Here is a 14,442-nt window from a genome sequence, read left to right as displayed (position 1 = left end):
GAGGTGTCTTCCCTACATGCTCATTATGAGGGGGAACAAAGATGAACTTAATTTTAATGGGGCTTCCTGGTGCCGGTAAAGGTACACAAGCCGAGCAGATTGTTGCCAAGTATAACATCCCTCACATCTCAACAGGTGATATGTTCCGTGCAGCTATGAAGGCTGAAACTGAACTTGGTTTACAAGCTAAGTCCTTTATTGATAAAGGTGCGCTTGTTCCAGATGAAGTTACAATCGGAATCGTTCGTGAACGTCTAAGTCAAGAAGACTGCGTTAAAGGCTTCTTACTAGATGGTTTCCCACGAACAGTTGCACAAGCATCTGCGCTTGAAGAGATTATGAAAGATCTTGGCAAAAAAATCGACTATGTTTTAAACATTAATGTGGATTCAGGATTGCTATTAAAACGTCTTACAGGCCGTCGCATTTGTAAAGAGTGCGGTGCGACTTACCATTTAGAATTCAATCCGCCAGCAAAAGCTGACGTGTGTGATAAATGTGGTGGCGAATTATATCAACGCTCTGATGACAATGAAGAGACTGTAGCAAATCGTTTAGAAGTAAATATTAAGCAAACAAAACCTTTGCTTGATTTCTACGAGGAGCTTGGTTACTTACAAAGCATTAATGGTGAGCAAGATATCAATAAAGTATTTGCTGATATCGATGTTCTCATCGGAGGCTTAGCGTAATGATCATTTGCAAAACTCCTCGCGAGATAGAAATCATGCGAGAAGCTGGCAAGATCGTTGCTTTAACTCATCAAGAGTTGAAAAAGCATATTGCTCCAGGAATTACAACGAAAGAGCTCGATCAAATAGCGGAAAAGACGATTCGAAAATATGGTGCCACGCCATCTTTTAAAGGATACAACGGATTTCCGGGAAGCATCTGTGCTTCTGTAAATGAAGAGCTTGTACATGGGATTCCAGGAAAGCGCAAGCTCCAAGAAGGCGATATCATCAGTATCGATATTGGTGCGAAATACAATGGGTACCATGGAGATTCTGCATGGACGTATCCAGTAGGAAACATTTCTGAATCTGTTCAAAAGCTACTTGATGTCACAGAAAAATCGTTGTATCTTGGTCTAGAACAAGTAAAACCAGGCGAGAGATTATCAAATATCTCACATGCGGTTCAAACGTATGCTGAAGATAATGGGTTCTCGATCGTTAGGGAGTATGTTGGTCACGGAATCGGGCAAGACTTACATGAAGACCCACAAATCCCGCACTATGGTCCACCAAATAAAGGTCCTAGATTAAAGCCGGGAATGGTCATCTGTGTTGAGCCGATGGTGAACCAAGGAAGACGATATGTAAAAACACTATCTGATGACTGGACAGTGGTAACGGTAGATGGTAAATGGTGTGCCCACTTTGAGCACACGATTGCTCTTACAGAAGCAGGATACGAAATCCTTACCACTTTATAAGTAGCTGGCTCTCCGGGATTTCAGAACAGTGTAAAATGTTACTGATTTGAAGAAGGGAGAACTATTGAATGGCTAAAGATGATGTAATTGAAGTCGAAGGTACCGTTCTTGAAACGTTGCCAAATGCTATGTTCAAAGTAGAATTAGAGAATGGGCATGTCGTATTGGCTCACGTTTCTGGTAAAATCCGTATGAACTTCATTCGTATTTTACCAGGAGACAAAGTTACGGTAGAATTATCTCCGTACGATTTAAATCGTGGTCGTATTACGTACCGTTTTAAATAATATAGCACTCCGTAATCTTTAAGGAGGTTCGAGACATGAAAGTAAGACCGTCAGTTAAACCAATCTGCGAAAAATGTAAAGTTATTCGTAGACGTGGAAAAGTAATGGTTATTTGTGAAAACCCTAAACATAAACAAAAACAAGGTTAATCAGAAGGAGGTGCATTCGTAATGGCACGTATCGCAGGTGTAGATATTCCTCGTGACAAACGCGTTGTTATTTCTTTAACTTACGTATTCGGCATTGGTCGTACTACTGCTGAAAAAATTCTTGCTGAAGCTGGTGTTTCTGAAGAAACACGAGTTCGTGATTTAACGGAAGACGAATTAGGACGTATCCGTGATATCATCGATCGTATTAAAGTTGAGGGAGACCTTCGTCGTGAAGTATCTCTTAACATTAAACGTCTAATGGAGATCGGTTCTTACCGTGGTCTTCGTCACCGTCGTGGTTTACCAGTTCGTGGTCAAAACTCTAAAAACAATGCTCGTACGCGTAAAGGTCCACGTCGTACAGTAGCAAATAAAAAGAAATAATAAGTAAAGGAGGTTGAACTAACAATGGCACGTAAAACAAACACTCGTAAAAAACGTGTGAAAAAGAATATTGAAGCTGGTGTAGCTCATATTCGTTCTACTTTCAACAACACAATCGTAACACTTACAGATACTCACGGTAACGCGCTTTCTTGGTCTAGTGCTGGTGCACTTGGTTTCCGTGGATCTCGTAAATCTACTCCATTCGCTGCGCAAATGGCTGCTGAAACTGCTGCTAAAGCTGCAATGGAGCACGGTTTAAAAACTTTAGAGGTTACTGTAAAAGGTCCTGGTGCTGGTCGTGAAGCTGCAATTCGTGCTCTTCAAGCTGCAGGTCTAGAAGTAACAGCAATTAGAGATGTTACTCCAGTTCCTCATAATGGATGTCGTCCACCAAAACGTCGTCGTGTGTAATTTTTCTGTATAGAATTTTCCCTTTTGTCTATAATGGATATGATGCATTATCGAGAAATTTCGTACAGAAACATCGCTTGTTGTGCACAATCGGGAACTGCCTAAGGGGGACTTTCGGTTAGACAGAGGTTTTTCCTTTGTTTAGCCGGGGTTTCGACGTTTTGAAGGAGGGTTTAGTTAATGATTGAGATTGAAAAACCGAAAATCGAAACGGTTGAACTTAACGAAGATGCTAAGTATGGTAAATTCGTGATTGAACCGCTTGAGCGTGGATATGGTACTACTTTGGGTAACTCCTTACGTCGTATTCTTTTATCCTCACTCCCTGGTGCCGCTGTAACTGCCATCCAAATCGATGGCGTATTACACGAATTTTCAACAGTAGAGGGCGTAGTAGAGGACGTTACAACGATCATCTTAAACTTGAAAAAGTTAGCTCTTAAAATCTACTCTGAAGAAGAGAAGACGTTGGAAATCGATGTACAGGGCGAAGGTATTGTCACAGCTGGTGATATTACTCACGATAGTGATGTTGAAATCTTAAATCCAGATTTATACATTGCGACGTTAGCAAAAGATGCGCATTTCCGCGTGCGTTTAACTGCAAAGCGTGGCCGTGGGTATACGCCAGCTGATGCAAATAAAAGCGAGGATCAACCAATAGGAGTTATTCCTATTGATTCTATTTATACTCCAGTATCACGTGTCACTTACCAAGTGGAAAAGACACGTGTCGGACAAGTGGCAAATTATGATAAGCTTACGCTTGATGTATGGACGGATGGAAGCATCGGGCCAAAAGAAGCTATCTCTTTGGGTGCCAAAATCTTAACTGAGCATTTAAACATCTTCGTTGGTTTAACTGATGAAGCACAAAATGCTGAGATTATGGTCGAGAAGGAAGAAGATCAAAAAGAAAAAGTTCTAGAGATGACTATTGAAGAACTTGATCTTTCTGTTCGTTCTTATAATTGCTTAAAACGTGCAGGAATTAATACTGTACAAGAGCTTGCGAACAAAACAGAAGAAGATATGATGAAAGTTCGTAACTTAGGACGTAAATCTTTAGAAGAAGTTAAACATAAGCTTGAGGAATTAGGCTTAGGTTTACGCAAAGACGACTGAGGATTTAAATTCATCAACAAAGGAGGGAACTACGAATGGCATACAGAAAATTAGGCCGTACAAGTGCGCAACGTAAAGCTATGTTACGTGACTTAGCTACTGATTTAATTATCAACGAGCGCATTCAAACGACAGAAACTCGTGCAAAAGAACTTCGTTCTGTAGTGGAAAAAATGATCACTTTAGGTAAACGCGGAGATCTTCATGCTCGTCGTCAAGCAGCATCTTTCATCCGCAATGAAGTTGCTAACGCTGAGACTGGTCAAGATGCACTTCAAAAATTATTCGCTGATGTAGCTCCACGCTATGCTGAGCGTCAAGGCGGATACACTCGTATTGCAAAAATTGGTCCACGTCGCGGAGACGCAGCACCAATGGTAATTATCGAGTTAGTATAATGATAATTAAAAGGGCAGGACAGTTCTTTTCAAGTAACTGGTCATGGCCCTTTTTTTTAATATAAGAAAATAGGCTAACTTGGCGAAGTAACGAGAGAGGGTGCCTTGTATTGAAAAAAGAGAAGCTTCGCACACAAAATATATCATTTCAATATCCCGGGGCAACTTCTTATGCGTTAAAAGATGTATCATTCTCTTTATATGAGGGAGAGTGGATATCTGTTATTGGACAAAATGGTTCAGGAAAGTCTACCCTTGCAAAATTATTAAATGGTTTATTTCTACCAGAATCAGGTACGATTACTGTAAACGACACAATGATTCTATCTGAGGAAACGGTATGGGATATTCGAAAGCAAATTGGTATGGTATTTCAAAATCCAGATAATCAATTTGTAGGTACAACAGTACAAGACGACGTTGTATTTGGGCTTGAGAATATTGGAATGCCCCGGGAACAGATGGTAGAACGGCTGAATCAAGCGTTGCAGCTTGTTCGGATGGAGGAGTTTTTAAATGAAGAACCGCATTCATTATCTGGTGGACAAAAGCAACGTGTTGCGATAGCGGGTGTTTTAGCTCTCCAACCATCTATTTTAATATTGGATGAGGCAACATCAATGTTAGATCCACAGGGAAGACGTGAAGTAGTTGAAACAGTTAGACAGCTTGTTGGTAAGAAAGGGATTACTGTCTTATCAATTACGCATGATCTAGAAGAAGCTGCGCAGTCAGATCGCATCATTATTTTGAATAAGGGAGAAATATTAGAGGAAGGGACACCACAGCAAATTTTTAAGTCCTCTCATATGCTCAGAGAAATTGGTTTAGATGTACCTTTTTCAGTGAAAATAGCAGAATTATTAAAAAGAAATGAAATTCCGCTGCAAAATACGCATCTTACAATGGAAAGCTTGGTGAACGAACTTTGGAGATTACATTCCAAAAGGTAGAGCATCGTTATCAATATAAGACTCCATTTGAAAGACGCGCGCTTTATGATGTAGACGTGTCGTTTCCAAGTGGGGGCTATTATGCCATTATCGGTCATACTGGTTCCGGCAAATCGACGATGATTCAACATTTAAATGGCTTATTGCAGCCAACACATGGTACAGTCCAAATTGGAGAACATTTAATTTCCGCACAAAAGAAAGCGAAGAAGTTAAAGCCGCTGCGAAAAAAGGTAGGGGTTGTCTTTCAATTTCCAGAACATCAGCTATTTGAAGAAACAGTTGAGAAGGATATTTGTTTTGGACCCTCGAATTTCGGTGTACCTGAAGAAAAGGCAAAGCAAAAGGCGAGAGATGCAATCAGGCTTGTTGGATTGGATCCAGAATTATTATCACGTTCTCCGTTCGAGTTAAGCGGTGGACAAATGAGACGTGTTGCAATAGCAGGCGTACTTGCGATGGAACCGGAAGTGCTTGTATTAGATGAACCCACAGCAGGGCTTGATCCAAAGGGACACCATGAGCTTATGGAGATGTTTTATAAGCTTCATAAGGAGCAGGGGCTTACAGTAATCCTTGTTACCCATAATATGGAGGATGCTGCTAAATATGCGGATCAAATTGTGGTTATGCATAAAGGAACGGTCTTTTTGCAAGGAACAGCAGAGGAAGTATTTTCACATGCGGATGAGCTAGAACAAATCGGTGTGGATCTTCCAATGTCTTTAAAGTATAAACGTGCAATTGAAGAGAAGTTTGGTATTTCGATTCCAAAGGCTACCTTATCTTTAGAGGACCTTACTCATGAAGTTGTACAGGTGTTACGAAAAGGTGGTCATGAATCATGCAGCAGTTGATTATTGGGAGATATATTCCAGGTCAGTCACTCATTCATCAACTTGATCCTCGTACGAAGCTGTTGATTGTCTTTTTATATGTATTTGTTGTCTTTTTAGCAAATAATGCGATTTCATATGGATTTTTATTTTTATATGCACTCATTGCTTTATTTTTTGCAAAAGTGCCGATTCGTTATGTACTTTCGGGCTTAAAACCAATTTTATGGATTTTCCTTTTTACATTTTTCCTGCATATTTTTACGAATAAAGAAGGGGATGTACTGTTCCAGCTTGGTTGGTTTTCGATACATGAAAAAGGATTAGAGCAAGGGATATATATTTCAATACGCTTCTTTGTCATTATTTTAATGACAACATTATTAACGTTAACGACAACACCAATCGAGATTACGGATGGTATGGAAACGTTATTAAAACCATTAAAGCGTTTAAAAGTTCCTGTTCACGAAATCGCATTAATGATGTCTATTTCTCTTCGTTTTATTCCAACATTAATGGATGAGACAAGTAAAATTATGAAAGCACAAGCATCCCGTGGTATTGATTTTGCTGGTGGACCGATAAAGGATCGGCTGAAAGCTGTTATCTCTTTACTCGTCCCTCTGTTTATTAGTGCTTTTAAGCGTGCTGAGGACTTAGCAATTGCAATGGAAGCACGCGGGTATCAAAGCGGTGAAGGACGTACTAAATTTAGGCAGCTACGCTGGAAAACAAGCGATACGTTAACAATAGTGAGTTTACTTTGTTTAGCGTGTATTCTAGCATGGGTGCGATCGTAATGGAGAATAGAGAGATGGAAAGAATAAAATGTACAGTTGCATATGATGGCATCAATTTTTGTGGGTATCAAATTCAACCACAGCATCGTACTGTTCAACAAGAAATAGAGAAAGCTCTGCAAAAATTGCATAAAGGAGAGCTTGTTCGTGTTCAGGCATCAGGGCGAACAGATTCTACTGTTCATGCAAGAGGACAGGTGATTCATTTTGATACACCGTTATCTCTTGAAGAATGGCAATGGATGAATGCTTTAAATACAATGTTGCCAGATGATATTGTTGTCTTGCAAGTAGAGAAAAAAACAGAAGATTTTCATGCACGCTACGGTGTGGAGAGAAAAGAGTATCGTTACCGTGTATTATTATCTAAAACAGCTGATGTATTCCGTAGAAATTATGTATATCAGTATCCGTATCCACTAGAGATAGAATCTATAAGAAAAGCAATCCCTTATTTTATGGGAACACATGATTTCACTTCATTTTGTTCGGCAAAAACTGATAAAAAAGATAAAGTGCGAACAATTTATGAAATAGATGTAATTGAACAAGATGATGAATTAATTTTTCGTTTTGTAGGCAATGGATTTTTATATAATATGGTTAGAATTATTGTCGGTACGCTACTTAGCGTAGGACAAGGAAAGATAGCTCCTGACAGCATTCCAGAGATTTTAGAAAAACAAGATCGTCGTTTTGCTGGGAAGATGGTGCCAGGGCAAGGGCTTTATTTATGGCAGGTAAACTATAACAACTAATCCTGGTGTAACATTTGCTTGACATTAGAATCTCAAAAGGATATCATAACATATGGTATTGTTTCTAAAACCACGATTAGCCCCGGAAGGAAATCGTGTTTAAGATAAACAATAGATTTTTTCTATGGAAAAGATAACGAGGAGGGAAACAAATGCGTACGACTTTTATGGCAAAAGCTAACGAAGTTGAGCGTAAATGGTATGTGGTTGACGCTGAAGGTCAAACTTTAGGTCGCCTTGCTAGTGAAGTAGCATCCATTTTACGTGGTAAAAACAAACCAACATTTACACCACACGTTGACACGGGTGATCATGTAATTATTATTAACGCTGAGAAAATTCATTTAACAGGTAATAAATTAAACGATAAAATTTACTACCGTCACACTAACCACCCAGGTGGTCTTAAACAAAGAACAGCTCTAGAAATGCGTACAAACTACCCTGTACAAATGTTAGAGCTTGCAATTAAAGGCATGCTTCCAAAAGGACGTTTAGGACGTCAAGTGTCTAAAAAATTAAATGTGTATGCTGGAGCTGAGCATCCACACCAAGCACAAAAACCAGAAGTTTACGAACTTCGCGGATAATTAATTAAAGGAGGGCTTACTTTGGCACAGGTACAATACTATGGTACTGGACGTCGTAAGAGTTCAGTAGCACGCGTACGCCTAGTTCCAGGCGAAGGACGCGTTATCATTAACGGTCGTGATTTTGAAAACTATATCCCATTTGCTGCATTACGTGAAGTAGTGAAACAACCTCTAGTTGCAACAGAAACTTTAGGTAACTACGATGTACTTGTAAACGTAAATGGTGGTGGATACACTGGTCAAGCTGGTGCTATTCGTCACGGTATCTCTCGCGCTTTATTAAAAGCTGACCCAGAATACCGTCTAACATTAAAACGTGCAGGTCTATTAACTCGTGACGCACGTATGAAAGAGCGTAAAAAATACGGTCTTAAAGGCGCACGTCGTGCACCTCAGTTCTCAAAACGTTAATTTTTGCGAACTTCAAACCCCAGCCACTCGGCTGGGGTTTTTTATTATGTCTTAATTAATGGAACTATATAAATTAAACCTTTCATCATCGACCGTGAGTTTACAGGATAAATCTATTTTGACTTTTCACTATCTAGGTTGCTGCTACGAAGAATAAAAGACAACCTGCATCTATCTGTATATTCCTTTTGTTTTCACACGGCATGGAGCAGAAAAAAGGTCTGACCGCTTCTTGCATGGCCGGATGCGCTCTCTCATCTAAAAAGAAAGGTTTTGCACCGTTTTTTTTATTTTTTGTATTATAGCTTGGAATATTTTAGTGCCATCTTCTTACGTATGCTTCGTCTTTAGAAGTTTAGACTAATACGTATTAGGGAGGTTTATAAGTACTATGAATGTCATTGTCACCTTACAAGAAAAACAAAAAGAAAAGCAATTGAAGTATGAACGGAAGATGCTCCGTGAATTGTCATTAAAAACATTGCGTTCAAATATCCGTGATGCTTTTGATATGAAGGAATTGCATCGTCAGTACGAAGATTATTGTATTGAACTAGGAATTGAATCGTACTTACTAGGAGCAAGATATAGTAAATTTGGCTATTATGGCGAATCTTTTTTCGATGTGAAATATAGAGCTTTAGAAGAAGAGCAACAATTAACGGAAATGTTATTTCATTTTTTAACGAGTATGACCGCGCGAGAGATAGGATCAAAAGATGAGGAACAACTTTATGAATCATGCCAGCAATTTATTAGCGTATGGTGGCGCGAAGGATACGAAAAGGGTGAAAGAAGATATCGTTTAAAGCTGCATTAAGAGAAGCATAAACTTTCCTCTTGTCCCATATAAGTAATTAGAGGGACTAGCTGGAGGAGGAAAGGTATGAAGAGAATTCGAATTATCTCTTTTGTGCTGGCTGCTATTGTATTGTTTTTCCTGGTGAAACAAGAATTTCAAATTACAAAATCGTGGCGAGCTTGGAATTTACCCTTATCTGGGAAAGTAATTGTGCTAGATGCTGGGCATGGGGGACCAGATGGAGGGGCGGTTGGTGGGGAAGATATTGTAGAAAAAAACATTACACTGGAAATTACCAAAATGGTACAAGATTATTTACAAGAACAAGGTGCTTTAGTTATTTTAACGCGAGAGGGAGATTATGATTTAGCTGATAAAGACACAAAGTCATATAGTAGGCGCAAAGCAGAGGATCTCAAAAAACGTGTAGAGATCATTAATAAGCCTGATGTAGATTTTTTTGTGAGCATTCACTTAAATGCTTTGCCTAGCAGTAGCTCGAAGGGAGCACAAACGTTTTATTATCGCTCTTTAATTGAGAATGAACGTGCAGCAAAGTATATACAAGCTGAATTGCGAACGAGTCTAGAAAACACAAATCGTTCAGCTAAAACAATCTCTCATGTCTATTTACTTAAGTATGCAAAAACACCAGGTGCTTTAGTTGAAGCCGGCTTTTTATCGAATGTAAATGAACGATATATGTTAAATTCAGAGAAGTATCAGCAAAAGGTTGCAGCTGCGATATACCGGGGGATACTGCGTTACTTTACGGAAAAAGGAAATCCTCCTGAGTAAGGAGGATTTTTTTGAGGACCTCTCGTTAACGAAGTTTTCGGAAAATATGTTATACTGGAAATGTAAACGCATTTATTTTGAAAATAAAAATGAACAAACCCAATTCATTTAACATTACTTTATTTTTCATACAGGGGGCTGGGGTAATTATGGTAACGAAAGAGCAAGTGGTCGAGGCACTTGAAGGGATTACTGATCCATTTCTACATAAAACATTAAAAGAAACAAATGCAATTCAAGAGGTAACTGTTAAGCCTGAGAAAGAGCATGTGAGCGTGAAAATTGCGATTGTAAAAACAGGGACTGCTGAACAAATGCAGTTGCAGGCTGCTATTGTTAAACTTGTAAAAGAACTTGGAGCAGCAACAGTTGGTTTACGTTTTGCTGAATTTACGGAGGAAGAACTAGCGCAGTTTGCACCACCGCAAGAAGAGCAGGGAAGTGAATCGCTACTATCTTCGCATTCTAAAACAACATTTTTAGCGGTTGCAAGTGGAAAAGGCGGCGTGGGTAAATCAACAGTTTCGGTTAACCTTGCAATTTCACTAGCTCGTTTAGGGAAAAAAGTCGGTATTATTGATGCGGATATTTATGGTTTTAGTGTGCCAGATATGATGGGCATAGAAAAACGTCCAATTGTAAGAGGGGATAAAATTATCCCAGTGGAGCGATTAGGTGTTAAAGTAATTTCAATGGGCTTCTTTGTTGAGGATAATGCACCAGTTATTTGGAGAGGACCAATGCTTGGTAAAATGCTAAATCACTTTTTCACAGAAGTGGAGTGGGGTGATTTAGATTATTTAGTATTAGATTTACCACCGGGTACAGGGGATGTAGCATTAGATGTTCACTCAATGCTCCCATCTTGTAAAGAGATTATTGTAACAACGCCTCATCCAACTGCTGCATTTGTAGCGGCTCGTGCGGGTGCAATGGCACTGCGCACTGAACATAGCATTCTTGGCGTTATTGAAAATATGGCATACTTCGAAAGTAAAGTAACTGGTGAAAAAGAATATGTATTCGGAAAAGGTGGAGGAGATAAATTAGCCACAGAACTACAAACTGATGTGCTAGGCAGAATTCCACTTCAGCAACCGGATTGGAATAAAGAAGACTTTGCACCATCAGTATACGAAGATACACATAAAACAGGAATTATCTATCGAACAATAGCTGAACAAGTTATTGATAGAACATCTGTGAAACAGAAATAAAGTGAAACTTTAATTAGTGGAGTTTTTTTAACTCTCGCTGATTATTAACTCTCACCTCAAACTTCATTATTTTCGCTGAAGTTTGAGGTGAGAGCATTACTGGCTGCATATAGCGAGGTAAATAAAAGAAGTAGAAAATTCCCCATCCTAGTATATAGTGATGGGGAATTTACAATATATAGTCATTTTCCTTATTATTGTCCTTTGTCCCCACCTTGTGAGCCACCACCAGATTCTTTTTTCTCAGAACCTCCACCTTTTTCGGCTTTTTGAACACCTTTGCCAATGATATCAATCATCTTAGCTTGGAAGAGTGGGCTTTCCGTAGTCTCGGTTAATACTTGCTGCAAATATTGGCGATACTCTTTACTTTTCATAGTTTGCAGCATCATTTTTTCTACTTCGGGATTTTTCATAATTTCTATAACGCCTGCTTGGTATTCAGGGTCTTTTAATAGGGTTTTCATTAAGCTTGTTTGTTCCTTCCCCATACTTTTAGCGAACTTCGCTGAAAACTCAGGGTCTTTAAATAATTTCCCCCAAAACTGTTGTCCCTTTTCGGATACCATTGCATCTTCAATTGTTTTCTTTACTACAGTTTCATCTAATATAAGTGCTTGTTTCATTTTTTCATCGGTTAATACATCTTGGATCGCTTTCTTCCCTTGATCAGTTTTTAAAATATCGACAATCATTTTTTTTGTTTGATCGTAATCTAATTCGGATTTCGCTTCTTTTCCTTGTGCACATGCGACAAGTAGAGTAAACAGAATCGAAGAAACCAAAACGAGCAGCATCCGTTTCATAAGTGGGAGCTCCTTTCAACACAGTTCTCTTTTTTAATATAAATATCTTTAAGGAATTTATACATGTTCATGGCTAGCTTTTTGAAATTGTCATTGATACAATTTAATTAGAAATATATGAATAATGGGGGATGGGTTGTGAATAGTCGAAAGTGGGTACGATTATTTTTTACGACGTTGTTTCTTGGTGGGATTAGCACAATCTTTATCGGCTTTATTCTAGGTTGGGACAAGTACGCTAAATTTTTTCAAAATTTCGACGGAAGAGAGATTTTAGCAGTTTCTTTTTGGTTAATGGGTGTCGGTTTTATTTTTAGTGTTATAAGTCAGATGGGTTTCTTTGCTTATTTAACAGTTCATCGTTTTGGGTTAGGAATGTTTCGTTCGTCTTCTCTTTGGAACGCGGTTCAGCTTTTTTTTATTGCGTTTGTCTTGTTTGACTTCGTTTATTTAAGATCTGTGCTTATTGCAAATGGAGATGTTTCATTAGGTAATAATATTCTTGTGGCTGGGGTTTTATTTATATTTGGTGCCATTGTAGCGTATATAAAGAGTAAAGAAACGAATAAAAAGGCGTTTATACCTGCTTTATTCTTTATGGTTGTTGTAACGATTCTCGAATGGGTGCCAGCGCTTCGGGTTAATGATACAGATTGGCTATATTTAATGGTTATACCACTTTTATTGTGCAATGCATATCAGTTACTTATATTACATCGTTTAATAGGACAAAGAAGTAAAGCAGCTAGTTAAGGGGGAAAATAAAAAAGGATGTAACACCTTTTATATGAGGTGGTACATCCTTTTTGTGTAGAGAAATATTAGATAACATACCGTGAAACTTCATTCAATGGGTTTGGGTTCTTATTGATGATTGCTAATACAGGATAAGTGAGAGTTGAGTGGTTTAATTGATATCTTTACTCTTTGCACTTGTGTTAGAGATTAGTTGCGATACGGATATCTGTTCATAACCATCGCTTTTTAATTTTTGCAGGAGCAATGGTAGAGCTTTGTTTGTTTGAAGTGCGGAGTCAGAAGCGTGTAATAGAACGATATCTCCGCCTCGTAAATTGTTAGAAATGGCTGATACAATTTTATTTACACCAGGATTTTTCCAGTCGTTTGAATTATTGCTCCAGTGAACAACGGTGTAACCAAGAGATTCTGCCACCTTGAGCGTTGTTTTATTAAAGTCACCACTAGGAGGGCGTAAGAGCTTGACTTGTTTCACACCAAGCTTTGTGAATACATCTTGTGCACGTAAAAGATCCCTTCGCATTTCGTTCGCTTCTAGTGAAGTGTAGGATGTGTAATTGTAGCCCATGCTGCCAATTTCATGGCCATCTTTTAGGATGCGTTCGACAATATCAGGATGTCTTTCGGCCCATGCTGCAGAGAGGAAGAATGTTGCGTTCTTAATTTCTCTTTCTTTTAATGTATCAAGGATTGGAATTGCTTTTTTGTCTCCCCAACTAATATCAAACGTTAATGCAACTTGTTTCTTAGTGGTATCGCCTTTATAAATAACTTTTGGCCCAGTAGCAGTGGAGAAAGCAGATTCATGAGAATACGTTTTTAAGAAAAGCAACCATGCTGTAAATAAGGAAAGTACAATTATTAAACTAATGTGCTTAAATCTGCGCTTACTCGTGATAAAAAAGAAAAACATAATATTCCGCCCCTTTGTCCAATCCTTTTCAGTTACTTATATGCATGAAGATTTGAAAAGAGAACTAAAGAATTAATATCGTAAGTAGTGGATATAATAGACAATACGATTGAAATTCTACAAAGATTGCTTTCAACGGTCTTGGATAATAAAGATTAAAATCGATGAGAGTGTTATTTTTATGTAAGTAATTGTTGGGGTGATTATTTGATTGGGATTATGATGACAAGAGAAGAACAGAAAGAAATGCAATGTATATTAAAGAGAGAGCTTGATGAACTTTTATTTGATTTTGAGGATGAACGTATACATAATGTTGTGAAAAAGACGATGGAAGAACGATATAAAATCATTTTTTGTTTGTTTCGAAAAGTAGCGAATGCAGAAGAATGTATTAGTTATGTAAGAAAAAGAATTTTTTATTAAAAAGTGTTGACTATAGTGTTTAACGTATGGTAAATTAATAAACGTCGCTGATAGCAACAAAGCAAAACGCGACAAACGAAATAAAAAACTTAGTTGACATTGAAACATAGAAATGTTAACATAAGGAAGTCGCAAATGAGCGACAAACGAGTTCTCTGAAAACTGAACG

The 14,442-nt window shown here is 38.3% G+C and carries 21 protein-coding genes; 19 read left to right on the top strand and 2 right to left on the bottom strand.

Going from position 1 to position 14,442, the window contains the following annotated elements; translation table 11 throughout:
* Nucleotides 1-41: 41 nt before the first annotated feature.
* From COO03_RS20485 to COO03_RS20405, 17 genes are all read left to right on the top strand, one after another.
* A complete protein-coding gene (locus COO03_RS20485; RefSeq protein ID WP_097898926.1) occupies nucleotides 42-692 on the top strand; it encodes an adenylate kinase in 651 nt (216 codons plus the stop codon).
* Nucleotides 692-1,438, top strand: coding sequence for a type I methionyl aminopeptidase (gene map, locus COO03_RS20480; RefSeq protein ID WP_097898925.1), 747 nt, complete (start codon nucleotides 692-694; stop codon nucleotides 1,436-1,438). The genes COO03_RS20485 and map overlap by 1 nt, the downstream gene beginning before the upstream one ends.
* A 68-nt stretch (nucleotides 1,439-1,506) precedes the next feature.
* The gene (gene infA / locus COO03_RS20475; RefSeq protein WP_001029884.1) at nucleotides 1,507-1,725 is read left to right on the top strand and encodes a translation initiation factor IF-1; all 219 of its coding nucleotides are present in this window, start codon (nucleotides 1,507-1,509) and stop codon (nucleotides 1,723-1,725) included.
* A gap of 35 nt (nucleotides 1,726-1,760) precedes the next feature.
* Nucleotides 1,761-1,874, top strand: coding sequence for a 50S ribosomal protein L36 (gene rpmJ / locus COO03_RS20470; protein ID WP_000868344.1), 114 nt, complete (start codon nucleotides 1,761-1,763; stop codon nucleotides 1,872-1,874).
* A gap of 21 nt (nucleotides 1,875-1,895) precedes the next feature.
* Nucleotides 1,896-2,261 carry a 30S ribosomal protein S13 gene (gene rpsM / locus COO03_RS20465; protein WP_000090789.1) on the top strand — a complete coding sequence of 122 codons (366 nt, stop codon included), beginning with the start codon at nucleotides 1,896-1,898 and terminating at the stop codon, nucleotides 2,259-2,261.
* Between the two features lie 24 nt (nucleotides 2,262-2,285).
* Complete coding sequence (gene rpsK / locus COO03_RS20460) at nucleotides 2,286-2,675, top strand: 30S ribosomal protein S11 (RefSeq protein ID WP_000101799.1); 390 nt, start codon at nucleotides 2,286-2,288, stop codon at nucleotides 2,673-2,675.
* Between the two features lie 180 nt (nucleotides 2,676-2,855).
* A complete protein-coding gene (locus COO03_RS20455) occupies nucleotides 2,856-3,800 on the top strand; it encodes a DNA-directed RNA polymerase subunit alpha (protein WP_097898924.1) in 945 nt (314 codons plus the stop codon).
* 35 nt (nucleotides 3,801-3,835) lie between these two features.
* Nucleotides 3,836-4,198: a 50S ribosomal protein L17 gene (gene rplQ, locus COO03_RS20450; protein ID WP_000331491.1), complete on the top strand. Its 363-nt coding sequence runs from the start codon at nucleotides 3,836-3,838 to the stop codon at nucleotides 4,196-4,198.
* A gap of 110 nt (nucleotides 4,199-4,308) precedes the next feature.
* Entirely contained in the window at nucleotides 4,309-5,151 is an 843-nt protein-coding gene (locus tag COO03_RS20445; RefSeq protein ID WP_097898923.1) for an energy-coupling factor ABC transporter ATP-binding protein, read from the top strand.
* Nucleotides 5,127-6,008: an energy-coupling factor ABC transporter ATP-binding protein gene (locus COO03_RS20440; protein WP_097898922.1), complete on the top strand. Its 882-nt coding sequence runs from the start codon at nucleotides 5,127-5,129 to the stop codon at nucleotides 6,006-6,008. Before COO03_RS20445 ends, COO03_RS20440 begins: the two co-directional genes overlap by 25 nt.
* A complete protein-coding gene (locus COO03_RS20435) occupies nucleotides 5,996-6,790 on the top strand; it encodes an energy-coupling factor transporter transmembrane component T family protein (protein WP_097898921.1) in 795 nt (264 codons plus the stop codon). The genes COO03_RS20440 and COO03_RS20435 overlap by 13 nt, the downstream gene beginning before the upstream one ends.
* Before the next feature lie 14 nt (nucleotides 6,791-6,804).
* The gene (gene truA / locus COO03_RS20430) at nucleotides 6,805-7,548 is read left to right on the top strand and encodes a tRNA pseudouridine(38-40) synthase TruA (RefSeq protein ID WP_097898920.1); all 744 of its coding nucleotides are present in this window, start codon (nucleotides 6,805-6,807) and stop codon (nucleotides 7,546-7,548) included.
* Nucleotides 7,549-7,700: 152 nt separating this feature from the next.
* On the top strand, nucleotides 7,701-8,138 hold the full coding sequence (rplM, locus tag COO03_RS20425) for a 50S ribosomal protein L13 (protein WP_001260793.1): 438 nt from the start codon (nucleotides 7,701-7,703) through the stop codon (nucleotides 8,136-8,138).
* 21 nt (nucleotides 8,139-8,159) lie between these two features.
* Nucleotides 8,160-8,552, top strand: a complete 393-nt coding sequence (rpsI, locus tag COO03_RS20420; protein WP_000079986.1) for a 30S ribosomal protein S9 — start codon at nucleotides 8,160-8,162, stop codon at nucleotides 8,550-8,552.
* A 391-nt stretch (nucleotides 8,553-8,943) separates the two neighbouring features.
* The gene (locus COO03_RS20415; protein ID WP_097898919.1) at nucleotides 8,944-9,372 is read left to right on the top strand and encodes a DUF2521 family protein; all 429 of its coding nucleotides are present in this window, start codon (nucleotides 8,944-8,946) and stop codon (nucleotides 9,370-9,372) included.
* A 66-nt stretch (nucleotides 9,373-9,438) separates the two neighbouring features.
* Complete coding sequence (gene cwlD / locus COO03_RS20410; RefSeq protein WP_097898918.1) at nucleotides 9,439-10,152, top strand: N-acetylmuramoyl-L-alanine amidase CwlD; 714 nt, start codon at nucleotides 9,439-9,441, stop codon at nucleotides 10,150-10,152.
* Nucleotides 10,153-10,301: 149 nt separating this feature from the next.
* Nucleotides 10,302-11,369, top strand: coding sequence for an Mrp/NBP35 family ATP-binding protein (locus COO03_RS20405; protein WP_097898917.1), 1,068 nt, complete (start codon nucleotides 10,302-10,304; stop codon nucleotides 11,367-11,369).
* 194 nt (nucleotides 11,370-11,563) lie between these two features.
* Here COO03_RS20405 and gerD read toward each other — a convergent pair whose 3' ends face one another.
* Entirely contained in the window at nucleotides 11,564-12,175 is a 612-nt protein-coding gene (gene gerD / locus COO03_RS20400; protein WP_097898916.1) for a spore germination lipoprotein GerD, read from the bottom strand.
* 138 nt (nucleotides 12,176-12,313) lie between these two features.
* Here gerD and COO03_RS20395 point away from each other — a divergent pair, with 138 nt between their 5' ends.
* On the top strand, nucleotides 12,314-12,928 hold the full coding sequence (locus COO03_RS20395) for a KinB-signaling pathway activation protein (RefSeq protein ID WP_097898915.1): 615 nt from the start codon (nucleotides 12,314-12,316) through the stop codon (nucleotides 12,926-12,928).
* Nucleotides 12,929-13,082: 154 nt separating this feature from the next.
* On the opposite strand, the gene pdaB is transcribed toward COO03_RS20395, so the two are convergent.
* Nucleotides 13,083-13,847 (bottom strand): polysaccharide deacetylase family sporulation protein PdaB, encoded by a 765-nt coding sequence (gene pdaB / locus COO03_RS20390; protein WP_097898914.1) that lies wholly within the window; start codon nucleotides 13,845-13,847, stop codon nucleotides 13,083-13,085.
* A 207-nt stretch (nucleotides 13,848-14,054) separates the two neighbouring features.
* Here pdaB and COO03_RS20385 point away from each other — a divergent pair, with 207 nt between their 5' ends.
* Nucleotides 14,055-14,273, top strand: a complete 219-nt coding sequence (locus tag COO03_RS20385; RefSeq protein WP_097898913.1) for a hypothetical protein — start codon at nucleotides 14,055-14,057, stop codon at nucleotides 14,271-14,273.
* Nucleotides 14,274-14,442 lie beyond the last annotated feature (169 nt).

This window comes from Bacillus sp. AFS098217 (genome assembly GCF_002551815.1).
Classification (GTDB): domain Bacteria; phylum Bacillota; class Bacilli; order Bacillales; family Bacillaceae_G; genus Bacillus_A.
Note: the sequence above shows the minus strand (reverse complement) of the source record. Positions and strands in the feature narration are given on the sequence as shown.

What these genes read in the sequence shown, in the direction of transcription:
- COO03_RS20485 (WP_097898926.1), top strand. Translation starts at nt 42, where the DNA reads ATGAACTTAATTTTAATGGGGCTTCCTGGTGCCGGTAAAGGTACACAA.
- map (WP_097898925.1), top strand. Translation starts at nt 692, where the DNA reads ATGATCATTTGCAAAACTCCTCGCGAGATAGAAATCATGCGAGAAGCT.
- infA (WP_001029884.1), top strand. Translation starts at nt 1,507, where the DNA reads ATGGCTAAAGATGATGTAATTGAAGTCGAAGGTACCGTTCTTGAAACG.
- rpmJ (WP_000868344.1), top strand. Translation starts at nt 1,761, where the DNA reads ATGAAAGTAAGACCGTCAGTTAAACCAATCTGCGAAAAATGTAAAGTT.
- rpsM (WP_000090789.1), top strand. Translation starts at nt 1,896, where the DNA reads ATGGCACGTATCGCAGGTGTAGATATTCCTCGTGACAAACGCGTTGTT.
- rpsK (WP_000101799.1), top strand. Translation starts at nt 2,286, where the DNA reads ATGGCACGTAAAACAAACACTCGTAAAAAACGTGTGAAAAAGAATATT.
- COO03_RS20455 (WP_097898924.1), top strand. Translation starts at nt 2,856, where the DNA reads ATGATTGAGATTGAAAAACCGAAAATCGAAACGGTTGAACTTAACGAA.
- rplQ (WP_000331491.1), top strand. Translation starts at nt 3,836, where the DNA reads ATGGCATACAGAAAATTAGGCCGTACAAGTGCGCAACGTAAAGCTATG.
- COO03_RS20435 (WP_097898921.1), top strand. Translation starts at nt 5,996, where the DNA reads ATGCAGCAGTTGATTATTGGGAGATATATTCCAGGTCAGTCACTCATT.
- truA (WP_097898920.1), top strand. Translation starts at nt 6,805, where the DNA reads ATGGAAAGAATAAAATGTACAGTTGCATATGATGGCATCAATTTTTGT.
- rplM (WP_001260793.1), top strand. Translation starts at nt 7,701, where the DNA reads ATGCGTACGACTTTTATGGCAAAAGCTAACGAAGTTGAGCGTAAATGG.
- COO03_RS20415 (WP_097898919.1), top strand. Translation starts at nt 8,944, where the DNA reads ATGAATGTCATTGTCACCTTACAAGAAAAACAAAAAGAAAAGCAATTG.
- cwlD (WP_097898918.1), top strand. Translation starts at nt 9,439, where the DNA reads ATGAAGAGAATTCGAATTATCTCTTTTGTGCTGGCTGCTATTGTATTG.
- COO03_RS20405 (WP_097898917.1), top strand. Translation starts at nt 10,302, where the DNA reads ATGGTAACGAAAGAGCAAGTGGTCGAGGCACTTGAAGGGATTACTGAT.
- gerD (WP_097898916.1), bottom strand. Translation starts at nt 12,175, where the DNA reads ATGAAACGGATGCTGCTCGTTTTGGTTTCTTCGATTCTGTTTACTCTA.
- pdaB (WP_097898914.1), bottom strand. Translation starts at nt 13,847, where the DNA reads ATGTTTTTCTTTTTTATCACGAGTAAGCGCAGATTTAAGCACATTAGT.